A 14958-nucleotide genomic window follows, 5' to 3' on the forward strand; every position below is an offset into this window, starting at 1 on the left:
GCAGGTGCACTGCCTGCTCCTTTGTAACCTCAATTGCGGAGATTTCTATGCGTATGCCTTCCCGCCTCATTGGCGGTGCTCTGATCACCTGCTTACTGACCCAACTGACGGCCTGCGGCACCCTGTTCTACCCGGATCGACGCGGCCAGATTTCCGGCAAGATCGACCCGGTGATTGCCGCCATGGATGCCATCGGCATCCTGTTCTTTGTCATCCCCGGCCTGATCGCCTTCGGCATCGACTTTGCCACCGGCGCTATCTACATGCCGGGCGGCAGGCACGCCCAGATATCACCGGAAAAACTGCAACCGGCCCTGGGGCCTGACGGCAAAGTGGACCTGGTAAAACTGCAAGCCATCCTCCAGCAGGAGCTGAACCAGCACCTGCCACTCAATGACCCACGCCTGATCCAGCACAAAGGCAGTGTCGAGCAACTGGCAATGTACGGCCTCAAGCCTGCTGCCTGAAACAACCCTCCACGGACATAGATACCCCATGAGTGAAGCCGCTGAACATGAACGGTTGTTGCGCCTGGCCACCCGCGCGTCGCTTGCGGTGGCCTGTACTCTGGTACTGGCCAAGGCCATCGGCTGGTGGCTTAGCGGGTCAGTCAGCCTGCTGGCAGGCTTGACCGACTCGCTGCTCGATAGCGTGTCGTCCTTTCTCAACCTGCTGGCAGTGCATTACGCCCTGCGTCCTGCCGATGACAATCACCGCTACGGTCACGGCAAGGCGGAAACATTGGCCGGCATGGCTCAGGCGCTGTTCATCGGGGTCAGTGCCGTATTGATCGGCATCCAGGCCTACCATCGGCTGGAAACCCCAGAACCGCTCGGCAACACCAGCGTCGGTATCGGCGTGATGGTGTTGTCGCTGGTGCTGACGGCGGCCTTGCTGATGCTCCAGGCACGCGTCATCCGTATCACCGGCTCCACGGCTATTCGCGTCGACTCGCTGCATTACCGCTCCGACATGCTGCTCAATGGCAGTATTTTGCTGGCGCTGGTGCTGGCCATGTTCGGCTGGCCGCAACTGGATGCCTACTTCGGCCTGGGAATCGCACTGTACATCCTCTGGAGTGCACTGCAGATCGCTCGCGAAAGCACGGCGATCCTGATGGACACGGCATTACCAGAAGACGTCAGCGAGGAAATGCTGGCGCTGGCCTGTTCCGTCAAAGGTGTCGTGGGCGCTCATGACCTGCGTACGCGCATCTCTGGACAGCACTGGTTCGTTCAGTTGCATCTGGAGTTGCCGGGCGACTTGCCGTTGCGCGAAGCCCATTCACTCTGCGAAGAAGCGGCAGCGGCAATCAACGAACGCTTCCCCAGGGCCGAAGTGCTGGTGCACGCCGACCCGGCGCCACACTAAGTACAGGAATCAGTTCACGCTGTAGCCACGCCCGCTCAGACACGCGCCCAGCGCGCGCCGGTAGTTGTCAGCCACATACGCCGCCGGCGCGTAGCTGGCCGCTGCCGGGTCAAAACCACTCTGCTCCACAGCCCAGCGGTGACACTCGTAGCGGTCCTGCTGGACCTGCTGCGGCGTCTGCCCCTCGGCCGGGTAGGCAATCACGTCATAACCGTTACTCGGTTCAGCCTGAGGCGCCGTACTGGCCTGCGGTGGATTGACCACCACATACTCCTGGCGGTCGTTGAGGTATTGGTAATAAGTACCCGCGACCATAAACAGCAACGCGTTGCCAACCCACACCTCGCGCGCGTAGGGCGGCAAATAGGTCACCCTTGCCCCGTAAGGCGGTGCCACGACCACATAGCGCGGCCCTTGCGGTCGATACCAGTAACCACCTGAGTAGAAGTAATCATGACCTCGGTAGGGGACTTTCCAGGACTGCTCTGGAAAGCGATCGATCACATGCCCCGGTCGATACTGCGGGCCTTCACCCCAGCCATTGCCATGCCCATCAGGCCGCCCCGGCCAATCCTCATGCGGTCGCTGCCCGGCACCACCCGCCTGCCAGTGCTGGTTGTAGCCATTGCGTCGTGGAATGTCCTGATAGTATCCCTGCCGCGGTTGCTGCGTCTGACGCACTTCATCCGGACGTGACTGGATCGGTAGCGAGGCGGTGGGCTGCTCCTCGCCATTGGACGGCTGTTGGCCATAACGCTCACCCTGCGCCAAGGCGCTCATACTCACACAAAACAGACCAACACCGGCCAGGCGCCAGATGCACGACTTCATGCTGTTCCTCACGGGGTCAAGATGGGCCTGTAGCGAATACAGCAGAACCACAGGCGTGTTCTGCCATCACTCTATCAGGCCTGCCAGGGCGGGTAATCGACCGGTAGATGAAAAATTCAGGGCATAAAAAAGGGAGGCCCTTAGGCCTCCCCTTGATAATTTTGTCCGTGCTCGACGCTTTTGACGCCGGCTCACCTCACGCCGTCTTCTGGACAGTGTGTAGCCCGGGGGCCGAGCACAACCCTGTGGGATTGCTGGCCGCGGCTGTCCTGATTGGGTAAGCCGCCGTGGACTGATGTCCGGGCAGTGATTCTGGAAATAAGAATACGGCGACAGCTGCGGCAGCGGATTGCGAATATTGCTGATCAAAACACTAGTTGCGCAATTTTTAACTAAAGATAGATAATTCAGCGCAATCGAAACAGAAAAGGCCTGATCCATGAGCAAGCTGGACCGCTATGACCTGAGTATTCTTGCCGAATTGCAGCGCGATGCGCGCATCTCCAACCAGGAGCTGGCCGAGCGTATTGGCCTGTCGCCGTCGCCCTGCTCACGGCGGGTCAAACAACTCGAAGATGACGGTTACATCGCCCGCCAGGTTGCCCTGCTCGACCGCAAGATGCTCGGTTTGAGCCTGACCGCTTACGTCCTGATCGGTATGGACCGGCACACACCAGAGCGTTTTGAAACCTTCGAGGCAGCCATCCGCAACCTGCCGCAAGTGCTCGAATGCAGCCTGGTCACCGGGATGGACGCTGACTACCAGCTCAAAGTCGTGGTGCCCGACATGGACCACTACCAGAAGCTGCTGCTCGGCCACCTGACGCGTATCGAAGGGGTGACCAGCGTACGCTCAAGCTTCGTACTCAACCAGGTACTGGCCAGCACCGAACTACCGTTGACGCACCTGCGTTAGTCAGGCCATTCGTACAGGCGTATAATGCCGCGCCTCAGCCTGCCTGGAGAAGATCGATGGATCCTGCGGTATTTGAAGAGTGGATGATGACCGGCCTGGTCACCATCTTGATTGGCTTCATGGGTTTTATCGTCTGGGACCTGGCGAAAAAATCCAATGCTGGCAAATTCGGCACGTTCATTCTGTTCTTCGTGCTGGGCCTGGGCATCCTTGCCTTCATCATCAAGAGCGTGGTGATCGGCTACATCGAAGGGGTCTAGAGCTTGGCCGGGACTTCCCGCCAGCAGCCCTGATCAAGCCCATCGAGCGTCCAGTTGCCGATCCTGACCCTGACCAGCCGCAGGGTCGGCAAGCCTACCGCTGCGGTCATGCGCCGCACCTGACGGTTACGCCCCTCCTTGATCACCAGCTCCAGCCAGTGAGTCGGCACGCTCTTGCGAAAGCGTACCGGCGGATTGCGCGGCCATAATTCAGGCTCATCCAGTGCACGTGCCTGTGCTGGCAAGGTCATGCCATCGTTCAACTCAACACCATCACGCAACCGCTGCAATTGCTCATCGCTCGGTTCACCTTCGACCTGTACCCAGTAGGTCTTTGCCAGCTTGTGCTTGGGGTCGGCAATGCGGGCCTGCAACTGACCGTCATTGGTCAGCAACAACAGCCCTTCACTGTCACGGTCCAGGCGCCCTGCCGGATAGATTCCGGGGATGTCGATGTAGTCCTTGAGCGTTGCTCGCCCCTCGCCGTCACTGAACTGGGTCAGGACGTCGAAGGGCTTGTTGAACAGGATCAGCCGCGGTTCGGCCGGCGGCGCCTTGGCTTGGCGACGCGGGGCGAACGGTTTGGCCGCTGGGCGGCGCGGCTTGGTACGAGGGGGTAACGGCATGGGGCCTCAGCGGAACGGCGGCTCATCGAAACTGCGCAGTTTACGCGAGTGCAGCGCGTTCAGTTGGTTACGCAGCAGGTCCAGTGCCGCGATGCCAATCTTCAAATGCTGGCTGACCGCTCGATTGTAGAACGCGTTGGCCGAACCAGGCAGCTTGATTTCACTGTGCAACGGTTTGTCCGAGACACACAGCAACGTGCCATAGGGCACCCGCAAGCGATAACCCTGCGCCGCAATCGTACCGCTTTCCATGTCGACTGCCACGGCTCGCGAGAGGTTGATCAGCGGTCGCTCCTGGGCCCAGCGCAGCTCCCAGTTGCGGTCGTCATAGGTCAATACCGTGCCGGTACGCAGGCGTTTTTTCAGCTCATCGCCACGCTCACCCGTGACCTGTGCGGCGGCTTCCTGCAGTGCCAGCTGGACTTCAGCCAACGCCGGTATCGGGATGTTAGGCGGTACCACGCGATCAAGAATCCCATCGCGACGCATATAGGCGTGAGCCAGTACGTAGTCACCAATGGTCTGCGACTGCCGCAGGCCGCCACAGTGGCCGATCATCAACCAGCAATGCGGACGCAGTACCGCCAGATGGTCGGTGATGTTCTTGGCGTTGGACGGGCCGACGCCAATGTTGACCAAGGTAATGCCATGCCCATCGGCCGCGATCAGGTGATACGCCGGCATCTGGTAACGGTGCCAGACCACTCCGGCAACCAGCGCCTGGGCTTCACCGTTGTCCATGGCCTTTTCGATGATGACATTGCCCGGCAGGATCATCCGCACAAAACGTGGATCGTCGCGCAAACGCTCCAGGCCATGGCTGATGAACTGGTCGACGTAACGGTGGTAGTTGGTCAGCAGAATCCACGGTTGCACATGACGCCAGTCGCTGCCGGTGTAATGCACCAGACGACGCAATGAGAAGTCCACCCGCGCCGCATCGAACAACGCCAGCGGCAGCGGATCGACGTTGGCCCAGTCATACAGGCCGTCGGCAATACCATCGGTGGCTGCCGACAGGTCGGTACTGGGGAAGACCCGTGCCAGCACGGCGGCGGTAATGCCACTGCCCGCCAACTCATCGCCCTGCTCAACCACATAAGGGTATGGAATGTTCTGCTCGCTGACACCCACTTCCACCGTCACGGTGAAATCTCGCATCAGCGGGCGCAGTTGCTCCAGCAGATAACTGCGAAACGCCGCCGGGTGAGTCACGGTAATGCTGTAGGTGCCGGGTAACTGGACCTTGGCGTAGGCCCGCGTGATGGCTGGCACTTCACCTTGATACTGATAGGTCAGACGTAATTCAGGATATCGGAACTGTGCGCGTTCGGCCGCGCTCGGCTCGGTACGGTCCTTGAGGTAGCGCTTGAGCGCCTGACTCAAGGCCCCGGTTGCCTGCTCATGCAGGGCGGCCAGACGATCAACCGCCTCCTCGGCGGTTTCTACGACAACAAAGGCTTCAACAGTGCGGTTCACAATGTACTTCCTGTCTGACATGCAGGTTTCCATCTTGCCTACATCTGCGCCTAAAGGCACGCCTGTTTAGAGTGGCCAATGCGGCGTCGAACGCTGGACCAGATCAGCGACGTCCAGACCACGTGGCAAGGTCCCGTACACGCGACCATCGCCACTCAGACGACTGGCAATAAATGCATCGCTGACAGCAGCATTACCGGCCTCCAGCAGCAACTTGGCTTGCAACCCCAAGGCGATCGCCTCAGTCAGTTGCCGGGCCCGGTACTGGATATCACTGACATCACTGAATGCTTTCCTCAGCGCGACGATGTGCGCCGCCAGACGCGCATCGCCATGGCCATCACCAAGCTCGGCAAACAGGGCATCGAGCACGCCCGGCTCTTTCGACAATGCCCGCAGTACATCCAGACACTGCACGTTACCGGAGCCTTCCCAGGTCGAATTGACCGGCGCCTCGCGGTACAGCCGCGGCAAGATACTGTCCTCGACATAACCGGCACCGCCCATGCATTCGGCCGCTTCGTTAATCATTGCCGGGGCGCGCTTGCAGATCCAGTACTTGCCCACGGCTGTCACCAGGCGAGCAAATCGCACCTGCTGCGGATCATCCGGCTGATCCAGGGCGTGCGCCATGCGCAGGCTGAGGGCCAAGGCGGCCTCGCTTTCCAGGGCCAGGTCGGCAATGACGTTCTGCATCAGTGGCTGCTCAGCCAGCAGGCGCCCCCCCACCTGGCGGTGAGCACAGTGATGCGCAGCCTGGGTCAACGCCTGGCGCATCAACGCACTGGAGCCAACCATGCAATCGAAGCGGGTCATGCCGACCATTTCGATGATGGTTGGCACCCCACGCCCCTCTTCACCCACCATCCAGGCAAGGGCGCCGCGAAACTCCACCTCACTGGACGCATTCGAGCAGTTACCCAGTTTGTCCTTCAAGCGCTGGATATAGAATTGATTGCGGCTGTCGTCAGGGCGGTGACGCGGCAGCAGAAAACAACTCAACCCCTTATGGGTCTGCGCCAAGGTCAGGAAGGCATCGCACATGGGCGCGGAACAGAACCACTTGTGCCCGACCAGTTCGTAGGCCTGGCCCGGGCCTGCCGCACCGACGGGGTAAGCCCGGGTGGTGTTGGCACGCACATCGGTGCCGCCCTGCTTCTCGGTCATGGCCATGCCCAGCGTAACGCCCGCCTTGTGCCGATCTCCGATGTTGCGCGGGTCGTACTCGGTAGCGAGTACCTTGGGCAGCCAATACTGGGCCAGCTCTGGCTGCAACTTGAGGGTCGGCACCGCTGCAAAGGTCATGGTCAACGGGCAACCACTACCGGCCTCGGCCTGGCTGTGCAGATAAGTCATCGAAGCACGTGCGACATGAGCGCCCTCGCCCGGTGAGGTCCAGGGCAGTGAGGGCAAGCCATGTTCGATGGCCGTTCGCATCAGCTCGTGATAAGCCGGATGGAACTCCACCAGATCGATCCGGTTGCCGTAGCGATCATGGCTCTTGAATTGGGGCTTGTGCTGGTTGGCAAGGAACCCGGCGGCCATCAGCGGCCCACCGGCAAGAGCACCGTAGGCGTCGATCCGTGCTTGCGCCCAGCCCGCACCGAAGCGTTGCGACCACTGCTGCAAAGGCAGATCAATGCGGTACAGGTTGACGCCATCCAACGACGGTGGCTGGTTGGTGACCTCATGGGTTTCAGCGTACTGGTGCAGGTTCATCGGGGGCTCCTGACAGATTCACGCATGACTTAACCTCAGTGAATCACGCGCCGCCCCCGGGTCAAAGTGACAAAAGCGCCTAACTGACCGGGCTTTGGCCTCGATTAAGGCTCATGTCGGCGATTTGCACGGGATTGGCCGCCACACACAGGGACAACTCGAAACAACTGCCTTCGCCCGGCTGCGACTCATGGGTCAAACGGGCGCCGATCAATTCGGCCAATTGCCGACAGATCGCCAAACCGATGCCTAACCCGCCGTACTCACGGGTCATCGAACCATCAATCTGGAAAAAACGCTGATACACGGTCGATTGGTCCAGGCACGCAAAACCGATTCCAGTGTCACGAACACTGATGGTCAGGCACAACTGCCCAGAACCTTGTGGCACGCCGTTGATGTGCACGGTCACACCACCACGATGGGTGAACTTGATGCCGTTATCGAGCAAGTAACCCAAACATGAGGCCAGCTTCTGTCGATCACCGATCACGGTATCCGGCAAGCCGGCAGCGATCTCGAGGCGAACGTACAAGCCCTTGTGCAACGCCTGAGCGGTGAACTGCCCACGCAACTCATGCAAGACGCCACGCAGGCTGAAGGGTTCGTTGTGCTGCTGCAGCCGCCCGGCCTGGAGTTCCGTCAGCACCAGGATGTCATCGACCATCCGCATCATGTCCCGCGCCGAGCCGCTGGCCGTTTGCTGGTACTGCGCAAGCTCTGGCTCCATTGGCAGGGTCTGCATCAGTTCCAGGCAACCAATAACACCGTTCATCGGTGTGCGCAGCTCATGCGTCACGGTGGCGAGGAACTCATCCTTGAGCCGATTGCTCTTGGCCAATTGCTGATTGAGCCGCTCAAGGCTCTCCCCGGTTTCGCGCAAGGTTCGCGCCTGCAAATCGCGCATGCTGTTGATGCGGTCGGCAAGCGCCAACGACAGCAGACCGACCTCCAGCGCAGAACCGATCTGGCTGGCATACATCGTCAGGAAGACGTTCGGCAGGTAGCCCAACACCATCAGGGTGTTCACCAAACCACCGAGCAAAAACGCCGACCAGGCAATGATGAAGTAACGCGCAACCCTCAACCCGCGCCACCAGGCGAACACACCGGCGGTAAAAATACTGAGGGTGAACATCAACGCCAGCAAGGTCGCCAGGCGCAGGGCTATGCCGTAGCTGAGGGTCAACGACATCAGTACGACCGCGACCGCACAGGCCATCAAGGCAAGCAACAAACGATCAAGCACTCGGCTGTGTTGCGCCATCTGGAGAAAACTTCGGGCGAACTGACAACCGAACAAACCCGCCGCACCAATGAAGAACGGCGTGGCCGCATTGGCCCACCAGGGGTTTTCCGGCCAGAAGTAAGCCACCCCGGCGCCGTTTACCGAAACCTGATACAAACCAAACGAGGCGATGTAGAGGATGTAATAGAGGTAACTGGTGTCGCGCACACTGATGTAGATGAACAGGTTGTACACCAGCATCCCCAGCAGCACGCCATAGATCAGGCCCAGCACATACAGGCGTGTCGGCTGTGCCTCCAGATAGGCATCGGTAGCCCACAAGGTCAACGGCGCCTGAACCGACCCTTCGCTGTGCAGGCGCAGGTAGACCGTCATCGATTGATCAGGCTTGAACGGCAATTCGAACAAGTAGTTGTTCTGCTTGATCTGACGGCTGTCATAAGGCAACGCATCACCGGTGCGCTGAGCCAGCCGGTAGGTGCCGCTATCGTCGGGGATATACAGTTCCAGATGATCAAGCGGCGGGTAGGCCAGCTCCAGCAACCAGCTACGTGCACTTGCCTGGGGCATTGCCAGGTAGTGCAGGTCCACCTTGAGCCAGAACACCGATCTTGAATAGCCTGCGTTGAGCACGTCAGCGTCATGGGAGCTGAATCGATCGCTGAAGGCCGCAGCACTCACCTGAGCAATATCGGCATGGCCCTCACGGTCTTCATAGACCTGCATCAAGCGCCCTAGCGGCAGGTTGCGAGTGGCGTCGTCAAAGTCGACCGCGCCAGCAAAGGTTGGCAGGCAGCCCAGCAAAAAAATCAGCAAATAGCGCATACAGCCCCAGCATGGTCTGCCCCGGTTGCGTCGCGTTCGCCTCCTTTCCTTTTGAGACGACGAAATCCGGCGGTGCCTGTTATCAGTATTGAGAGCACTCTAGCATAGCTGTCGCGGCTTACTAGCCGCCACTCCAAAATACAAAGAAAAGGCTCTATTTCGGGCATTACAGACAACCAACACAAAAATACCTGACCCCTTTGCCAAAAAATCAACCTGGCAGGGGAAGACCCGCAAAATGCGTTTGGTGTTAAGCTCGCGCACCATGAATACCTACAGCTCCCGCCCCGTTGTCCTCTGTCTCTCCGGCCACGACCCCAGTGGCGGCGCCGGCTTGCAGGCAGATATCGAAGCCCTGATCGCTCAAGGCTGTCACGCTGCACCCACCGTGACCGCCCTGACCGTGCAGGATACCGTCAATGTCAGCGACTTCCGCGTCCTTGATCGTGAGTGGGTGTTGGCCCAAGCCAATGCCGTGCTCAACGACTCGCCGGTAGCAGCCGTCAAGCTGGGCATGCTCGGCTCACTGGAAATGGTTGATACCGTGGTCGAGCTACTGGCCGCCCATCCGCACCTGCCGATGGTCTGTGACCCCGTGCTGCGTGCAGGCGGCGGCGGACGGCTGGGCAAGGATGAAGTGGGTTACGCCATGCGCGAACGCCTGCTGCCGATTGCCACCATCGCCACACCGAACCTGCCGGAAGCACGCATTCTGGCTGAACTCCCGGAAGGGACTGCCGATGAGTGTGCGGAAAAGCTCCTGCCCTTCTGCAAGTACCTGCTGATTACCGGCGGTCACGGTGACGAGCACGAGATCCATAACCGCCTGTACAGCCGCGATGGCCAGCGCCACACCTGGACCTGCCAGCGCCTGCCTGGCAGCTACCATGGCTCCGGCTGCACCCTGGCCAGTGCCCTCGCGGGCCGTCTGGCGCTGGGCGAACAACTGGAGAGCGCCGTGCGATCCGCGCTGGACTACACCTGGCGAACGCTGCGCGATGCCGAGCAATTGGGCAAAGGCCAGTACGTACCGCGCCGTCTGCCCCTGGATTTCTGTTCCTGACGACTGGTTTCCGGTCACGGCCACGAGGCTCAAGCAATGAAGTTACGCGGTTTGTACGCCATTACAGATAGCCAGTTACTGGCCGGTCGGTTCTTGTCTCATGTCGAAGCCGCGCTGGATGGCGGCGTGACCCTGTTGCAGTACCGCGACAAGAGTGACGACGCGGCGCAACGTCTGCGCGAAGCCGAAGCCCTGGCCAAACTCTGCGAACGCTACACCACCCAGTTGATCATCAATGACGATGTCGAGTTGGCCGCACGCCTGGGTGTCGGCGTGCATCTGGGCCAGACCGACGGCCCGCTGACGCCGGCCCGCGCGCTGTTGGGGCAACAGGCGATCATTGGCGCTACCTGCCACGCCCAGCTTGAACTGGCGGAGCAGGCCGCGCGCGAAGGCGCCAGCTATGTGGCCTTTGGTCGTTTCTTCAATTCCGTAACCAAGCCCGGTGCGCCGGCCGCCAGCGTCGAACTGCTGGAACAGGCACGCCGCCGGGTCAACCTGCCGATTGCCGTGATCGGCGGCATTACCCTGGACAATGCCGCACCGTTGGTCGCCCATGGCGCCGACCTGCTGGCCGTCATCCACGGGCTGTTTGGAGCCGACAGCGCGCAGGAAGTCACCCGCCGCGCCCGCGCCTTCAACGCCCTGTTCGAATCTGTTTGATTGAGAGAGACCCTCATGTCCCGTTCCGAAGCCCTGTTTGCCAATGCCCAGAAGCACATCCCAGGTGGCGTGAACTCGCCAGTCCGCGCATTCCGCAGCGTTGGCGGCACCCCGCTGTTCTTCAAGCACGCCGAAGGCGCCTACGTTACCGATGAAGACGACAAGCGTTATGTCGACTACGTCGGTTCCTGGGGGCCAATGATTCTGGGCCACAGCCACCCAGACGTCCTTGACTCGGTGCGCAAGCAACTGGAGCACGGCCTGTCCTATGGCGCCCCGACCGCGATGGAAACCGAGATGGCCGACCTGGTCTGCTCGATCGTGCCGTCGATGGAAATGGTTCGCATGGTCAGCTCCGGCACCGAAGCCACCATGAGCGCTATCCGCCTGGCCCGGGGCTACACCGGCCGCGACAGCATCATCAAGTTCGAGGGTTGCTACCACGGCCACTCCGACAGCCTGCTGGTAAAAGCCGGCTCTGGCCTTCTAAGCCAGGGCGTACCGAGTTCTGCAGGCGTGCCCGCTGCGTTCGCCAAACATACATTGACCCTGCCGTTCAACGACCTTGCTGCCGTCGAGAAGATGCTCAATGAAGTGGGCAACGAGGTCGCCTGTATCATCGTCGAGCCGGTCGCCGGCAACATGAACTGCGTGCCGCCCGCCCCCGGCTTCCTTGAAGGCCTGCGCACACAATGCGACAAACACGGCGTGGTCCTGATTTTCGACGAAGTCATGACCGGTTTCCGTGTTGCCCTGGGCGGTGCGCAAGCCTATTACGGCGTTACCCCTGACCTGTCGACCTTCGGCAAGATCGTCGGCGGCGGCATGCCTGTCGGCTGCTTCGGTGGCAAGCGCGAAATCATGTCGCAGATCGCGCCGCTGGGCCCGGTGTATCAGGCCGGCACCTTGTCGGGCAACCCACTGGCCATGGCCGCTGGCTTGACCACACTGAAGCTGATCAGCCGGCCTGGGTTCCACGACGAACTGAGCGACTTCACCCGCCGCCTGCTCCAGGGGCTGCAGGAGCGTGCCGATGCTGCAGGCGTACCGTTCGTCACCACCCAGGCGGGTGGCATGTTCGGCCTGTACTTCAGCGCTGCCGACGACATCGTGACCTTCGACGACGTCATGTCCAGCGATGCCGAACGCTTCAAGCGCTTCTTCCACCTGATGCTGGAAGGTGGCGTGTACCTGGCACCGAGCGCCTTCGAGGCGGGCTTTACCTCTATTGCCCATGGCGAAGCCGAGTTGAAGATCACTCTGGACGCCGCTGAGCGGGCATTCGCCAAGCTCTAAGCGCCCGCCTGCAACAGACCGTCTTGTCGCCGCTGCGGGGCCGACGCGATGCCAATGAGCACGCGTTGCCCGCAGCGCCAACAAGGCCGGTACATGCAAATAGCGAGCACCAAACACCCCTTCAAGCAGAAAATCGAGTAAAGACTTTGTAAGGTTGGCGCAGGTTATCCCATAATGTGCCACCAGACACATTGGCCGCAGCTTTGCAGAGGTAAGTCGATCCCCATGAACCGCACCGGCCGCGCCCTTGCCCTGGGCTGCCTGTTGCTTCTTCAGCCCCTGCTGGCTACAGCAGGCGGTAACTCGTTGCTGATCCCGGCAACCGGCCGCTGCACCCTCGATTCCCAGCCCGAAGACCTGGCGCAAGCACTCGCTGACTGCCAACAAGCGGCACAGGGCGGGGATGCCCAGGCGCAGTACGAGTTGGGTGAGTTCTACTACGTGGGTAAAAATGCACCGCGCGACCTGAGCAAGGCACTGAGCTACTTCGAACAGGCCTCATTGCAAGGGCATGCTGAAGCACAGTACCGCCTGGGCACCATGTTTTTCCGCGGAGAAGGCGTGGCGGCCAACAATGTGCAAGCCTACATCGTGCTGAAAATGGCCGCAGTCAATGGCGCCGAAGACGCCCTGGACATGGCCGACGAGGTGTCGGCACAAATGCCACGTGACGAGCTGGAGGTCGCTACCCAAGTACTGGGGCAGATCTTCCGCAAGTACCTGCTGGAACTGCAGAGCGCCGAAGGGCGCACCCCCTTCTCGCCACTCCCCTGACGCCGGGGCAGCGTCCTGCTTACTTCTCGGGCATCGGCATTGGGAACGGCATCACGTTACCGCCCCCGCGCGCTTCACTGATCTTGGGTGTCCCCAGCCGCTCGACTTCATCGATACGCACGATCGAATGCATCGGTACGAAGCTGCGAACCACACCCTCGAATTGCGCCTTGAGCTTCTCTTCACTGGGATCGACCACCACTTGGGTGCGCTCTCCGAAGATAAACTCCTCCACTTCGAGAAAGCCCCACAGATCACTTTGGTAGATCTGCTTGGCGTACATCTCGAATACCTGGCCCTGGTTGAGAAAAATCACTTTGTAGATCGGATCGGCACGTTTGGTCATTTTCGGCGGGAACGAAGACAGGTGGTAAAGAGGGCGCAAACTATAGCATAGCCACCTGATCGACAACGCTAGGAACCATCGCTGACGCCCCTTATAATGCGCGGTTCTTTGAATTACCTGATGATCTCCCATGGCCAAGAAGCTTTATATCGAAACCCACGGTTGCCAGATGAACGAGTATGACAGCTCGCGCATGGTCGATCTGTTGGGCGAACATCAAGCCCTGGAGGTCACCGCCCGGGCAGAAGACGCCGATGTCATCCTGCTCAACACCTGTTCGATTCGCGAACGTGCACAAGACCGGGTCTATTCCCAACTGGGCCGCTGGCGTGAACTGAAGGAACAGAACCCGGAAATGGTCATTGCCGTCGGCGGCTGTGTCGCCAGCCAGGAAGGCGAGTCCATCCGCAAGCGTGCGCCCTATGTCGACGTGGTGTTTGGCCCGCAAACCCTGCACCGCTTGCCGGAGATGATCGACGCCGCCCGCACTACCCGGCAACCACAGGTAGACGTCTCGTTCCCGGAAATCGAAAAGTTCGACCACCTGCCGGAACCCCGTATCGACGGCCCTACTGCCTACGTTTCAGTCATGGAGGGCTGCAGCAAGTACTGCACCTTCTGCGTGGTGCCTTACACCCGCGGCGAGGAAGTCAGCCGCCCATTCGACGACGTACTGGCCGAGGTCATTCACCTGGCCGAGAACGGTGTACGTGAAATCACCCTGCTGGGGCAGAATGTCAACGGTTACCGTGGCCTGACCCACGATGGGCGCCTGGCCGACCTGGCCGAGCTGATCCGCGTGGTTGCCGCAGTGGACGGCATCGGTCGCATCCGCTACACCACCTCGCACCCCCTGGAGTTCTCCGACAGCCTGATCCAGGCGCACGCTGACGTGCCGCAACTGGTCAAGCACCTGCACCTGCCGGTGCAGTCGGGCTCGGACCGTGTACTGGCCGCGATGAAGCGCAACCACACCGTTCTTGAGTACAAGTCCAAGCTGCGCAAGCTCAAGGCGGCGGTGCCGGGACATCTGCATCAGCTCCGACTTCATTGTCGGCTTCCCCGGCGAAACTGAAAAAGACTTCGAACAAACCCTGAAACTGGTCAGCGATGTCGGCTTCGACTTCTCCTACTCGTTCGTCTACAGCCAGCGCCCGGGTACACCGGCCGCCGACCTGCCAGACGACACACCGGAAGAACTCAAGAAGGAACGCCTGCAGGTACTGCAGCAGCGCCTTGACCATCAAGGTTTTGAAATCAGCCGGCGCATGGTCGGGACCGTTCAGCGCATTCTGGTAACCGATTACTCACGCCGTGACCCTGGGCAACTGCAAGGGCGCACCGAAAATAACCGTATCGTCAACTTCCGCTGCGACAATCCCAAACTGATTGGGCAGTTTGTCGACGTGCAGATCGACGATGCACGGCCTCACTCGTTGTTCGGCTCGCTGCTACCGTAAAGGCATGGCCGGGCCCTGCACACCGGGCCCGGTAATCCTTGAACGTTTCAGCGCTTTCGCACGTGAGCCTCTGGGGTTAT

At 60.5% G+C, this 14958-nt stretch carries 14 protein-coding genes and 1 pseudogene; 9 read left to right on the forward strand and 6 right to left on the reverse strand.

Annotated elements, in window-relative coordinates; genetic code table 11:
• Positions 1-47: 47 nt before the first annotated feature.
• Entirely contained in the window at positions 48-467 is a 420-nt protein-coding gene (locus ACZ9H3_RS12455) for a polyribonucleotide nucleotidyltransferase (protein WP_065761251.1), read from the forward strand.
• A gap of 28 nt (positions 468-495) precedes the next feature.
• Positions 496-1371, forward strand: a complete 876-nt coding sequence (locus ACZ9H3_RS12460) for a cation diffusion facilitator family transporter (protein ID WP_099775888.1) — start codon at positions 496-498, stop codon at positions 1369-1371.
• 9 nt (positions 1372-1380) lie between these two features.
• Here the strand turns inward: ACZ9H3_RS12460 and ACZ9H3_RS12465 are convergent, their stop codons facing one another.
• Positions 1381-2202 (reverse strand): DUF6515 family protein, encoded by an 822-nt coding sequence (locus ACZ9H3_RS12465; protein ID WP_476220973.1) that lies wholly within the window; start codon positions 2200-2202, stop codon positions 1381-1383.
• Positions 2203-2641: 439 nt separating this feature from the next.
• On the opposite strand from ACZ9H3_RS12465, the gene ACZ9H3_RS12470 reads away from it, so the two are divergent.
• Positions 2642-3118, forward strand: a complete 477-nt coding sequence (locus ACZ9H3_RS12470) for an Lrp/AsnC family transcriptional regulator (RefSeq protein ID WP_065761248.1) — start codon at positions 2642-2644, stop codon at positions 3116-3118.
• 56 nt (positions 3119-3174) lie between these two features.
• On the forward strand, positions 3175-3378 hold the full coding sequence (locus tag ACZ9H3_RS12475; protein ID WP_065761247.1) for a DUF2788 domain-containing protein: 204 nt from the start codon (positions 3175-3177) through the stop codon (positions 3376-3378).
• On the opposite strand, the gene ACZ9H3_RS12480 is transcribed toward ACZ9H3_RS12475, so the two are convergent.
• The 4 genes from ACZ9H3_RS12480 to ACZ9H3_RS12495 all read right to left on the reverse strand — a co-directional run bounded on the left by ACZ9H3_RS12480 (position 3375) and on the right by ACZ9H3_RS12495 (position 9276).
• Entirely contained in the window at positions 3375-4004 is a 630-nt protein-coding gene (locus ACZ9H3_RS12480) for a pseudouridine synthase (RefSeq protein WP_099775892.1), read from the reverse strand. The genes ACZ9H3_RS12475 and ACZ9H3_RS12480 overlap by 4 nt on opposite strands.
• Before the next feature lie 6 nt (positions 4005-4010).
• Positions 4011-5483, reverse strand: coding sequence for an AMP nucleosidase (amn, locus tag ACZ9H3_RS12485; RefSeq protein WP_371918209.1), 1473 nt, complete (start codon positions 5481-5483; stop codon positions 4011-4013).
• A 66-nt stretch (positions 5484-5549) separates the two neighbouring features.
• Complete coding sequence (locus ACZ9H3_RS12490) at positions 5550-7202, reverse strand: acyl-CoA dehydrogenase family protein (protein WP_476220977.1); 1653 nt, start codon at positions 7200-7202, stop codon at positions 5550-5552.
• A 79-nt stretch (positions 7203-7281) separates the two neighbouring features.
• Positions 7282-9276, reverse strand: coding sequence for a sensor histidine kinase (locus ACZ9H3_RS12495; RefSeq protein ID WP_476220979.1), 1995 nt, complete (start codon positions 9274-9276; stop codon positions 7282-7284).
• 265 nt (positions 9277-9541) lie between these two features.
• Between ACZ9H3_RS12495 and ACZ9H3_RS12500 the strand changes: the two genes are divergently transcribed.
• From ACZ9H3_RS12500 to ACZ9H3_RS12515, 4 genes are all read left to right on the forward strand, one after another.
• Positions 9542-10339, forward strand: a complete 798-nt coding sequence (locus tag ACZ9H3_RS12500; protein WP_065761254.1) for a hydroxymethylpyrimidine/phosphomethylpyrimidine kinase — start codon at positions 9542-9544, stop codon at positions 10337-10339.
• A gap of 36 nt (positions 10340-10375) precedes the next feature.
• A complete protein-coding gene (gene thiE / locus ACZ9H3_RS12505) occupies positions 10376-11002 on the forward strand; it encodes a thiamine phosphate synthase (protein ID WP_476220981.1) in 627 nt (208 codons plus the stop codon).
• A 15-nt stretch (positions 11003-11017) separates the two neighbouring features.
• Positions 11018-12298: a glutamate-1-semialdehyde 2,1-aminomutase gene (hemL, locus tag ACZ9H3_RS12510; protein WP_102051691.1), complete on the forward strand. Its 1281-nt coding sequence runs from the start codon at positions 11018-11020 to the stop codon at positions 12296-12298.
• A gap of 225 nt (positions 12299-12523) precedes the next feature.
• Positions 12524-13072: a tetratricopeptide repeat protein gene (locus tag ACZ9H3_RS12515; RefSeq protein WP_065760372.1), complete on the forward strand. Its 549-nt coding sequence runs from the start codon at positions 12524-12526 to the stop codon at positions 13070-13072.
• A gap of 19 nt (positions 13073-13091) precedes the next feature.
• Here the strand turns inward: ACZ9H3_RS12515 and ACZ9H3_RS12520 are convergent, their stop codons facing one another.
• Complete coding sequence (locus tag ACZ9H3_RS12520) at positions 13092-13418, reverse strand: DUF1820 family protein (RefSeq protein ID WP_065760371.1); 327 nt, start codon at positions 13416-13418, stop codon at positions 13092-13094.
• A 130-nt stretch (positions 13419-13548) separates the two neighbouring features.
• Here ACZ9H3_RS12520 and miaB point away from each other — a divergent pair.
• A pseudogene (miaB, locus tag ACZ9H3_RS12525) lies at positions 13549-14878 on the forward strand (tRNA (N6-isopentenyl adenosine(37)-C2)-methylthiotransferase MiaB).
• The last annotated feature ends 80 nt before the right edge of the window (positions 14879-14958 follow it).

Source organism: Pseudomonas sp. TE3910, assembly GCF_056279025.1.

Bases quoted from the DNA above. Each gene is read 5' to 3' on its own strand.
- ACZ9H3_RS12515 (WP_065760372.1), top strand. From the start codon at position 12,524: ATGAACCGCACCGGCCGCGCCCTTGCCCTGGGCTGCCTGTTGCTTCTT.
- ACZ9H3_RS12480 (WP_099775892.1), bottom strand. From the start codon at position 4,004: ATGCCGTTACCCCCTCGTACCAAGCCGCGCCGCCCAGCGGCCAAACCG.
- ACZ9H3_RS12470 (WP_065761248.1), top strand. From the start codon at position 2,642: ATGAGCAAGCTGGACCGCTATGACCTGAGTATTCTTGCCGAATTGCAG.
- ACZ9H3_RS12475 (WP_065761247.1), top strand. From the start codon at position 3,175: ATGGATCCTGCGGTATTTGAAGAGTGGATGATGACCGGCCTGGTCACC.
- ACZ9H3_RS12520 (WP_065760371.1), bottom strand. From the start codon at position 13,418: ATGACCAAACGTGCCGATCCGATCTACAAAGTGATTTTTCTCAACCAG.
- ACZ9H3_RS12460 (WP_099775888.1), top strand. From the start codon at position 496: ATGAGTGAAGCCGCTGAACATGAACGGTTGTTGCGCCTGGCCACCCGC.
- hemL (WP_102051691.1), top strand. From the start codon at position 11,018: ATGTCCCGTTCCGAAGCCCTGTTTGCCAATGCCCAGAAGCACATCCCA.
- ACZ9H3_RS12495 (WP_476220979.1), bottom strand. From the start codon at position 9,276: ATGCGCTATTTGCTGATTTTTTTGCTGGGCTGCCTGCCAACCTTTGCT.
- ACZ9H3_RS12455 (WP_065761251.1), top strand. From the start codon at position 48: ATGCGTATGCCTTCCCGCCTCATTGGCGGTGCTCTGATCACCTGCTTA.
- ACZ9H3_RS12465 (WP_476220973.1), bottom strand. From the start codon at position 2,202: ATGAAGTCGTGCATCTGGCGCCTGGCCGGTGTTGGTCTGTTTTGTGTG.
- thiE (WP_476220981.1), top strand. From the start codon at position 10,376: ATGAAGTTACGCGGTTTGTACGCCATTACAGATAGCCAGTTACTGGCC.
- ACZ9H3_RS12500 (WP_065761254.1), top strand. From the start codon at position 9,542: ATGAATACCTACAGCTCCCGCCCCGTTGTCCTCTGTCTCTCCGGCCAC.
- ACZ9H3_RS12490 (WP_476220977.1), bottom strand. From the start codon at position 7,202: ATGAACCTGCACCAGTACGCTGAAACCCATGAGGTCACCAACCAGCCA.